The following is a 15,123-nucleotide window of genomic DNA, read 5'->3' on the forward strand; positions in this document are numbered from 1 at the left end:
ACAGACTTGTCCACATCTGGAGACGGCGCAACTGCGGAAGTAGGGATCATCTCCTAGATTTGCTGGAAACAGTTGTTCCCTATGGTGCAGAATAGGAATGTGTATATGTCGGTAGAAACACTTGCGATTATCATTTCCGCCGCCGGCTTGCTCGTCACACTGGGCGGTGGGATTTTTGCTGGCTTCGCATGGATGATCCGACGCACGGACGCCCAATTCACTGAAGTACGGGAACAGTTCCGTGCAGTTCGTGGAGAATTCCGTGCAGACCTACACCAAATACGAGAAGACCTTCATCAGGTACGAGGAGACCTTCACCAGGTACGAGAAGAGCTCACCGAGGTCAAAATCGCGGTAGCGCGTTTGGAAGGTCCTCGCGAACGTCTCATCTGGCCCCGGGGTTCAACCGGCCAGTAAGAAGTCCCGTGCTTAGTTGATTTCGGCTTCACAGATCTCGATGAGGTTGCGTTCGGCTTCCATGACCTCGTTGAGACCGGATGAGCCCATCAGTTCTGTTTTTTCTTCGATCGACACGTCTGGATCTGCCAGGGTGTTGACCATGTCGAACATTGGCAGGGTCTTGGAGGCTTCTTCGACAAACGTGTCGTCTTGGGAACTATCGATCAGTGCGTTGAAGTCGTTGGTGGCATCGTCAATCATGGCACGTACAGCATCGGCGTCATAGGATTCACCGGATCCGACGAGTTGCATCGCTTCACCGATGGCCCCGGCATGGTCCTGATCAAATTCCCAATAGTCTTCACAAGAGTTTGCCAGTGCGTTGCCGCCACAAGCAGTGAGTCCTAAAATGCCTGCCGTAGCGACGGATGCTAGGGCAAGGTGACGACGAATACGCATAAAAAATGGTTCCTTCAGGGTGAGTGATCTGAGCGTGGGGCTGGGCAAGGCCCCGCCCCACGCTACCGATATTTCACTAGGAACCAAAATTTGTTGAAGATGATATCAAGCGGGTTTTTATAACTGTCGCTGACAGTTCATCGAGAATTCATATCCAACGGCGTCTTGTTGTTCACAGTTGACCGGTGCTAGTCCACTTTCAGTGGTTCGCAGTCGACCTTGGCGGCGGCTGCTTCATCCAGATAGAACACGCAATCGCTGTGCAGTTGCAGTCCGGAACCTGGGCGTTCTTCAGCAGGCGGCTCAGCCAACGAGTCACGAATCGCATCTGCTTTTGCTTCACCGAAGGCCATCAGAATGGCTTTGCGTGATTTCAGAATGGTCCCGATGCCCTGGGTGACGGCCAAGGGTGGAACTTCGTCGACGCTGTCAAAAAATCGTGAGTTGTCTTGGCGGGTCATCTCGGTGAGCCGTCCAACGTGGGTTGGCGATTCGAATGGTGTACCGGGCTCGTTGAACCCAATGTGGCCGTTGCGTCCGATGCCAAGTAGCTGGAGGTCGATGCCGCCGGCTGCTTCAATTTGTTCGTCGTAGTAGCGTACTGGGCCTTCGGTTGCGTCATCTGGAGCCTCAGGTACGTGTACCTGAGATGGATCCACACCCAGTGGAACGGTCACGGTGCGGTTGATGACGGCGTGGTACGACTCGGGGTGGTCCCATGGCAGGGCGATGTATTCGTCCAATGCAAAGAACTGCAGCTGGGAAACATCGGTGTTGTTTTCTTTGATTTTTTCTGCCAGCAAATCGTAGGCCAGTTCTGGTGTGGAACCGGTGGCGACGCCGATGACCGCGTTTGGTTTTTCCACGATCAGATCGTGCATCATCTGAGCGACCTCTTCGGAGGCGTTCTCTTTATCGGGCAGAATTTTTACTTTTACCATGCGTTATCCCCGTTCGGATTGTTTTAGGCATTAAGTGTATCGGTGATCAACGGTGTTTCCGCACTGGTTGATCACCTGCGTGCCGATTTTTTCACTTTACACTGGCTACCGGTGCCTACGGCTACATTTGGGGCACGGAAATCAGTCCAGTCCGCGAACGACTAGGGCATCTGCCATATCGTCGGCGTGTTTCAACGACAGCACCAGCACCGGGACCACCCACGCCCAGGGGGCAAGCTTTACACCGCGAGCGCGCTGTGCGTCACGAACCTGACGGATAAACCCCATGATCTGACCCAGGGCGGAGAGCATGAGTGCCACCGCCAGGGCAATCTTGTAGGGATTGGCGCCTAAGGGTTTGAACGGCGTCATGAGTTTTTCTACCGAGGCGACCAGGTGTTTGATCTTGGTGGTGCGGGTGAACAGTTGGGCGCCCAGGATGATCGTGGTGAGCCGGGCGATCACGGTTGCGGCGACTTCGGGTTCGTTGAAGATCAGCTGTGTGATGAGCAAAAAGACGAGCAGAAATGCCATGCGCAACACGTCGGTGACCATGATGCGCAGTGGCAGGCGGGCGAGCAGGTAGCCCAGCAGTGGGACAGCGACCACCAGGATGGACCAGTAGGAGTCGGGCAGAAAGAACAGGGCGGCTGAGCCGATGGCCAGCACTGCGAGTTTGAGTCCGGTGGGGGTCCGGTGGATGAACGACCAGGTGGGATAGTACAGCGAGAGCATATTAGCCGATGTGTTCCAGGTAGGCGCAGATGGCATCTGGGCCGCGGTGGGCGATGGCGGCGTCGTGGATCCAGATGATGTCCTGGCATTTGGCGGCCAGCTGGAGATCGTGGGTGATCAGGATGAGTTGGCGGTTACTCGAGGCAAAGAGTTGCTCGCCCACGAGTTTGGCGTAGCGGGCGTCCAGCATGGTGGTGGGTTCATCGGCGATCAGCACATCCGGGCGGGTGGCTAACACCGAGGCCAGTGCGAGGCGCTGGAGTTGGCCGGAGGACAGCGACAGGGCGGGCCGGTCAGCCAATTCGGTCAGATCGTGCTCGGCTAATACGGCGTCCAGGGTGGCCTGGCGTTGGTCTTTGGGTAGGTGCCGCAGGGAGAGTTCGATGTCTTCAGCAACCGAGGGCATGATGACCTGGGCTGCGGCATTGGCAATGATCATGCCCACGCGGCGGGCCAGTTGTTTGCGGCCGGTGGCGACTTCAATGTCCTGGATTTTGGCCGATCCGGTGTAGTCGAGCAGCCCGGCGAGCACTTTGGCCAGGGTGGATTTACCCGAACCATTTTCGCCAATGATCGCCGTGGTTGGCGCATTCAGCGTGGCGGAGACGTTGTCTAGCAGGACGGCGTCGTCGGGTTTGACCGTGACGGTCACGTTTTCAAGGGTGATCATAGGTTCCTGACCAGCACGGCGACTCCCATGCCACCGGCTATGGCGGCGGCGGTCAGTCCGTAGGTTCCGGCTGGGGCGGTGCGTAGTTGTTGAATGGTGGTGAGTAAGGCGATGACGCCGGATGCGGCCCAGGGGTGGCCGTGGGCCAGGGCGCCGCCGTGTTGATTGACGGTGCTGGGGTCCAGGCCGAGGCGTTGGCAGACGGCGATGACCTGCGCGGCGTAGGCTTCAACGATATCGACCACGCCAATATCGCTGATGTTCAGGCGGTGGGCGGCGAGTACGGCTTCGATTGCGGGGACTGCTGCGATGCCGGGCAGGGCGGGATCGGCACCGACCAGGCGGTAGTCGATGATTTCCACGCCGAGATGATCAGCCTCTGATTCGGGTGCCAGCTGGACTGCGGCGGCGGCATCCACAATGCGTGCTGCTGTCAGCGCGGTGACGGTGGCATTGGGGTGATCGGTGACGGTTTTCAGGCGGCCCACGAGTTTGCGCACATCGCGGGGACCGTCGTCGTCACGGCCTCCGACCAGAAATTCTGACCAGTTGGCCAGTGCGCGGCGGTGACTGGTGACCGCATAGTCCTCCTGGGCCGCACGGGTGATGCCGTAATCGACGGCCAGTTGGTCGGCCGCGTAGGTCATATCCGGGTCGGGGAAGCCCTGCGGGGCGAAGGCCGCCTGGGTGCGTTGGCCATCGGGCCAGGCGGTCGAGGGGGATTCGGTGCCACCGGCGACCACGGTTTGGCCGGTCATCTTGGCGTGGGCGGCGGCTTGTCCGACGGCCAGCAGGCTGGAACCACATTGGGCATTCAAGGTCACCGCACCGGTGGTTTCCCAGCCGGTGCCAAGCGTGGCAATGCGGGCCACGTTGCCGCCGGGTCCCACCGTGTTGCCCAGCATCACCAGATCCGGTTGGCCCGGCATGGCGGACAGGGCGGTGGCGGCGAGTTGGTCGTCGGTCATATCGGATTGGCCTCGGTGCCAGCCGGTGATTGCGGTCCGGGCACCTGCAGTGACAATAATGCGGGTCATAATACCTCCGGGGCTACTCGCCGAATCTTACCTGAAGCCGTGCGCGGCAGGGCCTCCACGCGATGCCATTGCACCGGCCGAGCCGCTTTGGGCAGCCGCGAGCGCACCCAGTGACGCAACTGCCAGATCTCGGGAGTGCCTTCAAACCAGGCGACGACGCGTTGGCCGAGCACCGCATCGGGTTGGCCCAGCACCAGACAGGCCTCAACCTGCGGGTGCGCGGTGATGGTGCGTTCGACGTCGCCGGGGACGACGGTGGCTCCTGCGGTTAGGATTGTCTCGTCACCCCGGCCCAGAAAATCTAAGACGCCGTGGGTTTGGTTGACGCGGTCGCCAACCGTTGCCCAGGCCACGCCGTCAATGGCCTCGGTGCGCAGCGTGCCGCCGATGACATCAAGAGCAATTTGTTGGCTGGCGACCCACAGCTGGCCGTCCACGATGCGTGTTACGACACCCGGAAATGGGCGCATGCCGTTGCCGGTATCCCAGGCGACAAGGCTCAGTTCGGAGGCACCCACGTAGGGCACCACGCGCAGCCCGAGCCCTTGGGCGCGTTTGGTAAGCTCCGCAGGCAGACGATCCCCGCCCACCAACACGCTGTCAATGGTCGACGGGGTGCCGGCTTCCAACAGCTGCACCAGGTGTGCCAACCACTGCGGTGTCACGTGTGCTGCCACCGCACGGTCCAGTCCGGGATCATCAGCTGCAGGAATGACCAACGCCAGTTGCGATTCCTGGGCCCAAGCTGCCGAGAACAGTGCCATCGATGACACCTGATGTACCGGCATCCACAGCCCGTCACCGGGGCGTAGTCCCAGTTGTGTGTCCAGCGGCTCAAAGGCCACCTGCCAACTCTCGGCGGTGCGCACTACGATCTTTGGGGCACCGGTGGTCCCTGAGGTGAGCACCGCCCAGGCCGCTGCATCCGGTAGCGAGACGTTGAGCTTATTGTCGAGCGGAGCTCTGGGGTCCACGATCAGCGGCACCCCGCCGTCGGCACGCACCTGCAGCGCCTGTGCCAAGGCGTCGATCGAGTGCGGCGTGTTAACTAGCGACAGGTTCCGGGGCATGCTTGGCCGTTTCTCTGACGAAGGCTCGCGGATAGGCGCGGTAGAGCCCCATCGTCACCAGGGTGGCGATCACGACTTTGGTCAGGTCACCTGGCAGGAAGACCATCGAGGTGATGATGGTTTCACCGATGCTCAGCTCGGTCAACCAGGCTTGCACCGGAATTCCGAAGAGATAGACCACCAGGATGCCGCCGACAATCGAACCCAGCGCTACGCGCCACCACACCGGACGGGACCCAACGATCAGGCCGATGACGATTGGGGCAACCACCCACCCGATCAGATAGCCGGCCGTGGGTGACATAAACACCCCGATACCCCCGCGGCCACCGGCCAACAGCGGCAGCCCAACTGCAACCCCGAGCAACAGTAACCCCATGGATGCGGCACCGCGCCACGGACCCAGCACGGCCCCGGCCAGCATCACGCCCAGGGTCTGCAGGGTTATGGGCACTGCCCCACCCACGGTGATGGCGCCAATCAGGCCCAGCCCTGCGGTCAGGGCTGCAAATACCGCGATGCGGGCTATATCTCTTGCCGACATCAGCACTCCTTTTTCAAAACTGTTGAACACTGTTCACTGAACGGTGTTCAGTTTAGCGTGAAACTGTCGTGACCGCTACATCGTGAAACGCCATACCCACCACCAATAATCCACCGGCCGACTATGATGGACCCCAATGTCTATGATTACTCGCGATGAACTCAGCCGCGTCGGGCTGCGCCTGTTGGCCGACCACGGGCTGGCTGATGTTTCCATGCGCCGGGTCGCCAAGGAATTCGACGTCGCCGTCTCCGCACTCTACTGGCACGTCAAGGACAAGCAATCGTTGCTCGGTGCCATGGTCGACCAATTGCTCACCGACCTGAATGTTGCACCGCCCACCGACAATTGGCGCGCCGATCTGATCGGCCGTGCCGAACTGCTCTATGCCAAGCTGCTCGATACCCGTGACGCCGCAGAACTGACCGCTTCCGTACTGGCGCTGGGCACCGGTGGGACGCGCATGCGCGAGGTTATCGACGAGGTCTCGCCCAATACTGTCACCACCGATGCGATCATGTCATTGCTCATCGGGCACGCGACCTTAAACCAGCAGCGCATGCAGGCCCAAGCACTGGGCATCGACGTCGCACCAACGACAACCACCACGTTCCGCCAGGCCCTGGACCTGCTGATCGGGGACTAACTTCTCATCTTCGTCTCATCTAGAACCCTCATACTAGAACCATGTCACGTCTGATACTCACCCGGCTCGCATGGGTTGCAGTTGGATTGGTTGCCATCGTCACCGCAGCCTTTGCCATCCAACCCATCATGAGTGGGCCCGAAGACCTCGATCTGGGCCCGGTCGTCTTCAACACGCACGAACCGGTGCCAACTGAGTCAGAAACCCCGGAGCTTGAGCCCTCGGAAACGTCTGCCGAGCCCACCGAAACCTCCGCGCCCGAGAGTCAGCCCGTCGTGCCCGCTCCCCCGGTGATCGTCGAAGATTACGACGATGACTGGGATGACGACGACTGGGACGACGATGACGATGATTGGGACGACGATTGGGACGATGACGACGACGATGACGACTGGGACGACGATGACGACTAACGAGTCCCAGCGTGCTGCCGGCAGTCGCTTGTCGGTTCGGGCTCGACTGCTCATCGGCATGATCCTGCTGGCCGGACTGACCCTGCTGATCACCGGAACCGTCAACTACGTGCTGGAGCGCCAGAATCTGGAATCCACCCTAGATGACACCCTGACCCGCGACGTCGAAGAATTCCGGGTACTGGCCGACACCGGCATCGACCCGGACACCCAGCAGCACTTCACCCGGGCTGCCGATCTGATGTACACGGCGATGCAGTATAACCACATCACCGACACCCAGAGCATGCTGGCCATGCAAGACGGCGAAATCGTTTGGAGTGCACCAACCAACGTCACGATGCGCCTGGAAAACGACTCCCAGTTTGTCCAATGGGCCTCCCAGCTCACCCCGGAATCCGTGTATCTGACCTCATTAGAAACCGACGTCACCCGCTACCGTTCGGCCGTCGTGCCGGTACAACTCGCCGAAGACGAAGCCCCCGCCGTGTTCCTCACCGCCTTCGACGTCGAAGCCGAACTGCACGAACTGCGCATGTCGCTATTCATCTTCACTGCCGCCGGAGCCGGGGCTATGCTCATCGGTGGCGTGGTCGCCTGGTTGTTGCTGGGCCGGATGCTGCAACCGGTTCGTGACCTGCAAGAAAACGCCCAGCGCATCTCCGAACAAGACCTCGACTCGCGCATCCAGGCCCGCGGTCACGACGAATTCGCCGAGCTGACCGAAACCATCAACCACATGCTCGATCGGTTGCAGCTGTCGTTGGAACAACAAAAGCAGTTGCTCGATGACGTCGGCCACGAACTGCGCACCCCGATCACCATTATTCGCGGGCACCTCGAAGTCATGGACGACACCGATCCGGTGGATGTCCGTCAAACCAAAGACATCGCCATTGATGAGCTGCACCGCATGTCGCTGCTGGTCAATGACCTGGTCACACTGGCGCAGTCCAATTCCACGGACTTTATTGCCACCAAACCCACCGATATCGCCGCCCTGATGCACGACATCACAGCCAAAGCCGCAGCGCTGGGTGACCGTGACTGGTCGCTGAAAGCTAATGCCAACGGCGACGTCAACATCGACGGCCCACGTTTGACCCAAGCCATGCTACAACTGTGCGCCAATGCGGTGAAATTCTCGGGACCTGGCAGCCCAATCGAGCTGGGCAGCACGATTCGTCTGAGTATTGCCGGCGATACCGAGCTGTGCCTGTGGGTCGCTGACGCCGGCATCGGCATCAGCCCAGAAGACCAACAAACTATTTTCAAACGCTTCGGGCGTGGCGGCAATGGCCAACGGGCCCAAGGCTCTGGCCTGGGGCTCAACATTGTTGAGGCCATCGCGCTGGCCCACGGCGGCAGTGTGCACGTGGAATCCGCACCCGGTCAGGGCTCGATCTTCATCTTGACCATCCCCTTGGAAAATGACACACAATCGCCCGCACTGACCACTACGACAGGTACACTGGAACCGCCCCGTTTTAGCGATCAGGAGCACGGTATCGGTGAATAGAATCCTCATCATTGAAGATGAACCGCGCATCAGCTCGTTTCTCTCCAAGGGGCTCAAAGCCGCAGGATTTACCACCCAAACCGCCGCCACAGCCGCCGAAGGTCGCGCCCAAGCTGTCAGCGCCACCTTCGACCTGGTCATTCTTGACCTGGGCCTGCCCGATGCCGATGGGTACAGCGTGTTGAACTACATTCGTTCCGTTGGTCTCGACATTCCCGTCATTATTCTCACCGCCCGCAATACGCTGGACGACACGATTGCCGGGCTGCAGTCCGGCGCGGATGATTACATGGCCAAACCGTTTCACTTCGATGAGCTGTTGGCACGCGTACAACTGCGCCTGCGCGCCGAGCCCCAAGAAGCTGAAGTCTCCATCCTGTCGCACAACGGGCTGGAACTCGATCTGCTGCGTCGGGTTGCCAAGGTCAACGGCGTAGAAATCGATCTGTCGACCAGAGAATTTGAGCTCGCCGAAACGTTTCTCCGCCATCCTGGGCAAGCGCTCTCCCGCGAGCAGCTGTTATCCCGCGTGTGGGGCTACGACTTTGATCCCGGCTCCAACGTCGTCGACGTCTATGTGAGATACCTGCGCAATAAACTTGGCGCCGCGCGCTTCGAAACCGTCCGCGGCATCGGCTACCGCCTCGCCTCCCAACCAGGCAACTAAACCCAGCCAACAGGACCTCCACTCGGAGATATCTAAAAAGCACAGGGCCCGCTGATGAGAAAATATCCGCAGAAATTCCCATCAGCGGGCCATATTGGCAAGTGCTATGCAGCCGTGCGCTCCCAGTTGAGCCGACTCAACAGCCGCGACCACTTATTCGCTGGCAACTGAGGGTTCAGTGTTGCCACCCCAAGACAGTACTTCGACATACTCACCGGACGAATATTCAACTCCGCCAGCGCGGCATCGGAAATACCCCGCCCATGAGCAGTCTTGGTCTCCACGATCACCATGTCCGGACCATGCACCACACCATCAGCATCGGCGTAACGCAAATCCACGTCGCAGGTCACGCGCTCCCCATCCACCGGATCCACCAGTGTCGCACGCCGATACGCATTGCGCAATGCCGGAACCAATTTTGGCATCTTGTGCCCATATTCTTCGGCGAGCACCTGGGCTGCAAATTCCAAGTTTTCCGGCGTCAGCACGTGAGCATCGGCTATCGGCTGCTCGCGACGATGCTTGACCGTCGCCCCGCGCAAGCCTTTCGTCTTGATCTCGAACATGCACAGTTCGGATTCCACATACGTTCGCGAACGCACTTTATACCGCCGACGACGCCCTTGGCGGTGAGCGACATACTGTTCAAAGTCTGGGGTGTCGAAGTATGTGGAACGGTATTGGAAAGTGCGCAGCCCATTGATCTGCATGACCGAAAATTCCGGACCCAGCCGATTGGTAAACCGGCGAAATTGTTCGGGAGTCAATAAGAATTTTTTATCCACCCGGGTCTGCAGAGCCGCGTTTTCCACGACGTCGGCCAGGGAAATCCCTGACCGACCATCAACCGCGCACTCCATGGCAATACGGGCTTGACTGAAGCGTTGTTTCTGGTTGGTTTCCTGCATGGACTATCGACCCGTGATCGCATTGACGAGTCGGTTCGCAAACCCAGATGATGTGCGCTGCTGCGCACCGATCGGTTCTTGCAGCGCGATAGTTTGCTGCTGATCCAGGGGTTCTTTGCGGTTCTTGATGCGTTCCAGGATCTTATCGCCGGGCAAGGTCCCGACAGATTCATTAGTGCGATAGCGAACGTCCACAATGGTCATGTCGCGGACCATGTCCAATTCCATGACGACGGTGCGCAAGATTTTGGCATCCAGCAGCTCTTCCAGTGCTGCCACGCGTTCTTGCTGGGATGGGTATGCCCGATCCAAGGTGACCATCTGTCTTTCGGTTTTCGCTCCGATCCAGTGGTGGTCAGCAATAAACATGACACCAACCAAAAACGCGGTAATCAATGGCGAAACCCATGCCGGATCTGGATGCAGTCCGTTGATCAGTCCAATCGCAAGCGAGATGAAGTAGTAGGCCACCTCTTCCTGGGTGAGAGTGTCAGAGCGTAGGCGGATGATCGACAGAATGCCGAACAATCCAAGACCAAGCCCCAGACCGGCTTCGGATTCCGAGAGCAGCAGCGTGACGGCAAAAATGCCCATACTTAACGCGATATAGGCAAGCGCAAGGTCCCGCCGGAAGTGGCGACGGAAATAGACGAGATAAACCAGGATTGCCATCCCGGCGATATTGGCTACCAGGCCAATCCACAATGCCATCATGCTGATGTCTCCTTTTCATTTGCTCTTCATTTCCTATTCACCCTAGGAAGTGTTTATGAAACGAAAAGAAGAAGACGATGAGAAGTTTCTCATTTATCAGTCGCTATTGGGCTGAGCCTAGACATCCCATATGCTGTAGTACCTTAAGCCCTGGAGAAGTGCTGCAACAACTTTCTCTCGTTGCTCCATGAAAACCTCCTGATAAAAAGCTGCAATATATCGTTTGGTCCTTCATCTGCGCCTGTCACAACAATGCTGAAGAGGCTGCACCATATCTCCCACTCTCGTACACCACGTCATAGAGCGCTACACTTCGGCCCCAGCAGGCTGCAAGATTCCGCACCTTATATGCGACACTTGGGCACAAGCACCCACAGGGAAAAACCGAAAGGCAGCATCGCTATGATCTCCACTCCGCGACCACAAGTCACTGCATTAGAAGAGGGCGCAATATTCGACACCAAACAAATGGAGGCTTCTGAGGGCGTCCAGTGGCCTCGACATAAAGCATCTGAAGAATCCGTTTTGGTGGTCACCGAGGGCCAACTTATTGTGGAATTTTCGGACACCAAACCACAACTCATAGCCGGTCAAAGCATCGTGATTCCCGCTGAAGTGTGGCATGAGATTATCCCAGACCCTATGTTCAAGGCCATCCACATCATGCCCAAGGGCATCCGTTTCACATTCGCAGGCGGCCAAGCAACGTTATAGGAGCTCAACTGTCATGCAAGCGACTTCACGGGACCATTATCAACACGCCGATTGAGAGGTTTTAAGTATAAAAGTCGAGAATTCGATACAATGACCCTGTTGAGCATGTCTAGACAAGGCATTCCGCAGGGTCATTATCTGCCCGTTCCCAGGAGAACGGTGCCACCCTGTTACCACGGATTTCGTGGGGTGTAGAGGCTACGCAAAAAGCGCTTGATTTGCTTCCACCGCCTGACCGGCATGCATAGGTTAACGAAAGGACACTGTGCAAAAACAGCGTATTGCGATTATCGGCGCCGGCCCGAGCGGTCTGGCGGCATTGAGAGCCTTTGAGTCGGCAGAACGAGCCGGGGCAGCTATCCCTGAAATCGTTTGCTATGAGAAGCAAGATGATTGGGGAGGGCAGTGGAATTACTCGTGGCGCACTGGTATCGATCAATACGGTGAGCCGGTGCACTCCTCGATGTACCGTAACCTCTGGTCGAACGCTCCAAAAGAGGCTCTCGAGTTCGCAGAATATACGTTTGATAAGCACTTCGGGCGTCCCATCTCCTCATACCCGCCACGCGAAGTGCTGTGGGATTATATTGACGGACGTCTTCGCTCCAGTAATGCCAGAGACAAGGTGCAATTTGCAACCGCAGCGCGCTGGGTGCAATATAACGAGGCCACTGATACCTTCACCGTCACGGTAGAAGATCTCAAAACTCGCACCACCTCATCATCGGAATTCGACCGAGTCATCGTAGCCACCGGTCACTTCGCCTACCCGAACGTCCCAAGTTTTGAGGGCATCGAAACCTTCCCGGGCTCGGTAGAACACGCACACGATTTCCGGGGTGCCGAAATGTTGGCGGACAAACGCGTGCTGATGATCGGCTCGTCATACTCGGCCGAAGATATCGGCGTCCAGGCGTATAAGATGGGCGCGCGCAGTGTCACGCTGAGCTACCGGTCCAAAGCCCTTGGCCACGACTGGCCGCAAGGGATGGAAGAACTGCCTCTGGTCCAGCGCATTGAAGGCAATAGCGTGCACTTTATCAACGGTGAAGTCCGTGAATTTGATTCGATCGTCATGTGCACTGGCTACATCCATAAATACCCATTCTTACCAAGTCAGCTGGCTATCGACTCACCAAACAACGTGTACCCTAGCGGGCTCTACCGCGGCGTCGTCTGGCAAGAAAATCCGAAGCTGTATTATCTGGGCGCACAAGACCAGTGGTTTACCTTCAATATGTTTGATGCCCAAGCCTGGTATGTTCGCGATCTGATCCTTGGCCGCACAGCCCTACCATCTGTGCAAGACCGTGCAGCACATATCGAATCGTGGTCGAAACGCTTCAGCGAATTGTCCTGTGTCGATGACGAAGTTCGTTTCCAAGCCGACTACATTCGAGATCTGATCGAAAACAGCGACTACCCAATGTTCGATCTCGACTCAGTAGTAGAGATTTTCATAGCGTGGCAGCGCGATAAAGCCGAAAACGTGCTTACCTACCGCGATAAGCAATACCGCTCAGTTATGACCGGAACGATGTCGGCACGGCACCACACCCCATGGATGCGCGAATTGGACGACTCGTTGCAGCGTTACCTGTCACAACCTGAAAAAGACGAGATAGCAAAGATGCTCGACGACGAAGACGTCACCGAATCTATCAGAGCAAACTAAGCACTGACGAGTAGAGCTCAGCCTCCAACCAATGATGTGTTGGAGGCTGAGCTCTTTGCTACGAGTCGCGGCTTAGTAATAGAGATCGTAGGGCGCGATATTCCACACCCGGTGTGCTGTTTTGTCTTGGGTGATGGGTTCGCCAGCTTCTGTGAGAATCTTCTTGGCGATATCTAACTCGTTTTGTGCCTCATGGCGGTCCTGATACATGAACTCATCAGAGGCTTCAGCGGACGCATTGGCGACTTTTTCTTCCAAGGTTCGGATAACCAGTTCTTGTTCTTTCAGCACGTCAGCGTGAGCTTTTTCCACCCAGGCTGGCTGTCTGACGCGATTGATATCTGCGGTTCGAGCATACTCTTCAGCGGTCTGTTTATAAATGAGTCCAGCGTTTTCGTGGATGTCGAGCATGATGGCTTCGATATCTTCTCTTGTTAGGTCATCGGGATTCAACGGTTTTTCACGTCGACGGCCACCAATGCCCTTGTAGGTGAGATAGTACGGGAACATGGTCTGAATCAATTTGCCAGCTGGCTTGACCGATTCGCCGTCGTCATTGAGGCCTTTCGGCTGGACTCCTTGGATGCCGATGCGCCCCGATTCTGGGCGAGCAATCTCTTCGGGAGGCATGAAACCGTGGCGCAACAGCTCACGAATTCCCGAGCCTGAAATGTAGATCCGTGTGCTGTCATCGTGTGCGCAGGTTTTCAAGGTCGTGGGCTGAGCACAGCGTACGCAGTAAAACACCTCGTTGAAGAAGCGAATATCAATGCCCAACTCTTCTGGTGTGAACTCATCAAAGATACTTTGACTTTCATAAAGCTCGTAGTAATCCCCCACGCCTGCATAATCACGACCAACGATCTTGTGAGTACACCCAAGATTTTTCAAAATGAGCGCGTGGAGTACTGCTTCGCGAGGCCCAGCAAAAACATAGGTCACCCGCAGCGGAAACATGATGGTTCGATCTGATGGATAATATTCATCCAGCACGCTTCGATACGCCAACATCCGGAACTCATGGCGGGTATATTCACGCTTCGCCATTTCTACCAACGGCAACAACAGCAGTGCATCAACTTCTTCTAAGAGGTTCTTTTGCATGTACTCATGGCCGCGGTGCATTGGGTTTGCCCCGGTCACGAATCCTGCCACACTGGTGTACTTTTGCTCTTCATAGAAAAGCTGCCAGGTTTCTTTGGGCTCCATCCGCATGCCTTCAAACGGTCCCCAGTCAGGTCGATTCAGCAACGTGATTTTCCCGGCCAGTGCAGTATCCCCCATGCGCCGATAGATCGCATCGACACCTGGGTGCTTGCGATCCGTGGTGCCGAAAATATGTTTCGCACGGTGGGCCCTGTCGTAGGAGAAGATATCGTCCAGGTGCAGCAGAGCAATAGGTTTATGGTCTTCGTCGACCAAAACGACGTCCTCACCGACGGACAGGGATTTTACGACGTCGCTATTACGCTCCCCGATTGGCGCAAAGCTCAAGGGAACTGGCCAAGGCAAGCCATTCGTCATGCGCCCGGTTTCTAAACATGAAAGGTATTCTTGCTCATTCATGAAACCTTCGTTGGGCGAGAGGACGCCGGTAGCAATCAGTTCTAAAGTAATGGCGGCTTCAAGATCCACCATGATCTTCGGTACGCTTTGAGCTGTTTCAAGTCCTTGTTTTCGTGCCTCGCCTGTTGCCACGCGGTCCACGAGCTTGCCACCGTGGGGCTGCTGTGGATACGTCGCGAATTTTTCTTGATCCAGTACCAGTGGTTGCTCTACCATTGCTTCCCGTTCTTCACTTGGAGTTCCATCCAGGCTCGGCAAGCCGATGGGGACATCCTTTTGCTAAAAAACTCTTCAGCGCTATGAGTGGAGGAGCATGAACGATGCCGCTGCTCGACGTTGCAAGCAGACACCCAATCGACTGTGACCCTCATCACGAGCGCACATGTATCGGATGCTACTGTGAGGTGCTACAAAAGGGAACTGCCCATACCCCACTGCGGGAA

At 57.2% G+C, this 15,123-nt stretch carries 17 protein-coding genes; 7 read left to right on the forward strand and 10 right to left on the reverse strand.

Features of this window, described 5'->3' with window-relative positions; genetic code table 11:
- Positions 1-105 precede the first annotated feature (105 nt).
- Positions 106-417 (forward strand): hypothetical protein, encoded by a 312-nt coding sequence (locus tag A6F49_RS05835; RefSeq protein WP_043057621.1) that lies wholly within the window; start codon positions 106-108, stop codon positions 415-417.
- A gap of 12 nt (positions 418-429) precedes the next feature.
- Here the strand turns inward: A6F49_RS05835 and A6F49_RS05840 are convergent, their stop codons facing one another.
- The 7 genes from A6F49_RS05840 to A6F49_RS05870 form a co-directional block, all read right to left on the reverse strand.
- Entirely contained in the window at positions 430-858 is a 429-nt protein-coding gene (locus A6F49_RS05840; RefSeq protein ID WP_043057620.1) for a hypothetical protein, read from the reverse strand.
- A 188-nt stretch (positions 859-1,046) separates the two neighbouring features.
- Positions 1,047-1,799 carry a glucosamine-6-phosphate deaminase gene (locus tag A6F49_RS05845; protein WP_043057619.1) on the reverse strand — a complete coding sequence of 251 codons (753 nt, stop codon included), beginning with the start codon at positions 1,797-1,799 and terminating at the stop codon, positions 1,047-1,049.
- 141 nt (positions 1,800-1,940) lie between these two features.
- Complete coding sequence (locus A6F49_RS05850; RefSeq protein WP_043057618.1) at positions 1,941-2,534, reverse strand: energy-coupling factor transporter transmembrane component T family protein; 594 nt, start codon at positions 2,532-2,534, stop codon at positions 1,941-1,943.
- 1 nt (position 2,535) lies between these two features.
- Entirely contained in the window at positions 2,536-3,204 is a 669-nt protein-coding gene (locus A6F49_RS05855) for an energy-coupling factor ABC transporter ATP-binding protein (RefSeq protein ID WP_043057617.1), read from the reverse strand.
- Complete coding sequence (locus tag A6F49_RS17680) at positions 3,201-4,241, reverse strand: thiolase family protein (protein ID WP_052504812.1); 1,041 nt, start codon at positions 4,239-4,241, stop codon at positions 3,201-3,203. The genes A6F49_RS05855 and A6F49_RS17680 overlap by 4 nt, the downstream gene beginning before the upstream one ends.
- Entirely contained in the window at positions 4,238-5,311 is a 1,074-nt protein-coding gene (locus tag A6F49_RS05865) for an AMP-binding enzyme (protein WP_043057616.1), read from the reverse strand. Before A6F49_RS05865 ends, A6F49_RS17680 begins: the two co-directional genes overlap by 4 nt.
- On the reverse strand, positions 5,286-5,855 hold the full coding sequence (locus A6F49_RS05870) for a biotin transporter BioY (RefSeq protein WP_043057615.1): 570 nt from the start codon (positions 5,853-5,855) through the stop codon (positions 5,286-5,288). Before A6F49_RS05870 ends, A6F49_RS05865 begins: the two co-directional genes overlap by 26 nt.
- Before the next feature lie 136 nt (positions 5,856-5,991).
- On the opposite strand from A6F49_RS05870, the gene A6F49_RS05875 reads away from it, so the two are divergent.
- Genes A6F49_RS05875 through A6F49_RS05890 form a run of 4 tightly spaced genes read left to right on the forward strand, consistent with a single transcriptional unit; the run spans position 5,992 to position 9,100 of the window.
- Positions 5,992-6,501 (forward strand): TetR/AcrR family transcriptional regulator, encoded by a 510-nt coding sequence (locus tag A6F49_RS05875; protein WP_043043972.1) that lies wholly within the window; start codon positions 5,992-5,994, stop codon positions 6,499-6,501.
- A 41-nt stretch (positions 6,502-6,542) separates the two neighbouring features.
- On the forward strand, positions 6,543-6,914 hold the full coding sequence (locus tag A6F49_RS05880) for a hypothetical protein (RefSeq protein WP_043057614.1): 372 nt from the start codon (positions 6,543-6,545) through the stop codon (positions 6,912-6,914).
- Positions 6,904-8,433, forward strand: a complete 1,530-nt coding sequence (locus A6F49_RS05885; RefSeq protein ID WP_043057613.1) for a sensor histidine kinase — start codon at positions 6,904-6,906, stop codon at positions 8,431-8,433. Before A6F49_RS05880 ends, A6F49_RS05885 begins: the two co-directional genes overlap by 11 nt.
- Positions 8,426-9,100 (forward strand): response regulator transcription factor, encoded by a 675-nt coding sequence (locus A6F49_RS05890; RefSeq protein ID WP_043057612.1) that lies wholly within the window; start codon positions 8,426-8,428, stop codon positions 9,098-9,100. The genes A6F49_RS05885 and A6F49_RS05890 overlap by 8 nt, the downstream gene beginning before the upstream one ends.
- 104 nt (positions 9,101-9,204) lie before the next feature.
- Here the strand turns inward: A6F49_RS05890 and A6F49_RS05895 are convergent, their stop codons facing one another.
- Both A6F49_RS05895 and A6F49_RS05900 read right to left on the reverse strand, forming a co-directional pair.
- A complete protein-coding gene (locus A6F49_RS05895; protein WP_082911621.1) occupies positions 9,205-10,011 on the reverse strand; it encodes a polyphosphate polymerase domain-containing protein in 807 nt (268 codons plus the stop codon).
- 3 nt (positions 10,012-10,014) lie between these two features.
- Complete coding sequence (locus A6F49_RS05900) at positions 10,015-10,725, reverse strand: DUF4956 domain-containing protein (protein WP_082911622.1); 711 nt, start codon at positions 10,723-10,725, stop codon at positions 10,015-10,017.
- A gap of 402 nt (positions 10,726-11,127) precedes the next feature.
- Here A6F49_RS05900 and A6F49_RS05905 point away from each other — a divergent pair, with 402 nt between their 5' ends.
- Both A6F49_RS05905 and A6F49_RS05910 read left to right on the forward strand, forming a co-directional pair.
- Positions 11,128-11,439, forward strand: a complete 312-nt coding sequence (locus A6F49_RS05905; protein ID WP_043057611.1) for a cupin domain-containing protein — start codon at positions 11,128-11,130, stop codon at positions 11,437-11,439.
- A 265-nt stretch (positions 11,440-11,704) separates the two neighbouring features.
- Positions 11,705-13,114 carry an NAD(P)-binding domain-containing protein gene (locus tag A6F49_RS05910; protein ID WP_043057610.1) on the forward strand — a complete coding sequence of 470 codons (1,410 nt, stop codon included), beginning with the start codon at positions 11,705-11,707 and terminating at the stop codon, positions 13,112-13,114.
- A gap of 72 nt (positions 13,115-13,186) precedes the next feature.
- On the opposite strand, the gene A6F49_RS05915 is transcribed toward A6F49_RS05910, so the two are convergent.
- On the reverse strand, positions 13,187-14,896 hold the full coding sequence (locus A6F49_RS05915; RefSeq protein WP_043057609.1) for a sulfate adenylyltransferase: 1,710 nt from the start codon (positions 14,894-14,896) through the stop codon (positions 13,187-13,189).
- Positions 14,897-15,123 lie beyond the last annotated feature (227 nt).

The organism is Enteractinococcus helveticum, from assembly GCF_001657475.1.
Lineage (GTDB): Bacteria > Actinomycetota > Actinomycetes > Actinomycetales > Micrococcaceae > Yaniella > Yaniella helvetica.

Bases quoted from the DNA above. Each gene is read 5' to 3' on its own strand.
- A6F49_RS05835 (WP_043057621.1), top strand. From the start codon at position 106: ATGTCGGTAGAAACACTTGCGATTATCATTTCCGCCGCCGGCTTGCTC.
- A6F49_RS05840 (WP_043057620.1), bottom strand. From the start codon at position 858: ATGCGTATTCGTCGTCACCTTGCCCTAGCATCCGTCGCTACGGCAGGC.
- A6F49_RS05845 (WP_043057619.1), bottom strand. From the start codon at position 1,799: ATGGTAAAAGTAAAAATTCTGCCCGATAAAGAGAACGCCTCCGAAGAG.
- A6F49_RS05850 (WP_043057618.1), bottom strand. From the start codon at position 2,534: ATGCTCTCGCTGTACTATCCCACCTGGTCGTTCATCCACCGGACCCCC.
- A6F49_RS05855 (WP_043057617.1), bottom strand. From the start codon at position 3,204: ATGATCACCCTTGAAAACGTGACCGTCACGGTCAAACCCGACGACGCC.
- A6F49_RS17680 (WP_052504812.1), bottom strand. From the start codon at position 4,241: ATGACCCGCATTATTGTCACTGCAGGTGCCCGGACCGCAATCACCGGC.
- A6F49_RS05865 (WP_043057616.1), bottom strand. From the start codon at position 5,311: ATGCCCCGGAACCTGTCGCTAGTTAACACGCCGCACTCGATCGACGCC.
- A6F49_RS05870 (WP_043057615.1), bottom strand. From the start codon at position 5,855: ATGTCGGCAAGAGATATAGCCCGCATCGCGGTATTTGCAGCCCTGACC.
- A6F49_RS05875 (WP_043043972.1), top strand. From the start codon at position 5,992: ATGTCTATGATTACTCGCGATGAACTCAGCCGCGTCGGGCTGCGCCTG.
- A6F49_RS05880 (WP_043057614.1), top strand. From the start codon at position 6,543: ATGTCACGTCTGATACTCACCCGGCTCGCATGGGTTGCAGTTGGATTG.
- A6F49_RS05885 (WP_043057613.1), top strand. From the start codon at position 6,904: ATGACGACTAACGAGTCCCAGCGTGCTGCCGGCAGTCGCTTGTCGGTT.
- A6F49_RS05895 (WP_082911621.1), bottom strand. From the start codon at position 10,011: ATGCAGGAAACCAACCAGAAACAACGCTTCAGTCAAGCCCGTATTGCC.
- A6F49_RS05900 (WP_082911622.1), bottom strand. From the start codon at position 10,725: ATGATGGCATTGTGGATTGGCCTGGTAGCCAATATCGCCGGGATGGCA.
- A6F49_RS05905 (WP_043057611.1), top strand. From the start codon at position 11,128: ATGATCTCCACTCCGCGACCACAAGTCACTGCATTAGAAGAGGGCGCA.
- A6F49_RS05915 (WP_043057609.1), bottom strand. From the start codon at position 14,896: ATGGTAGAGCAACCACTGGTACTGGATCAAGAAAAATTCGCGACGTAT.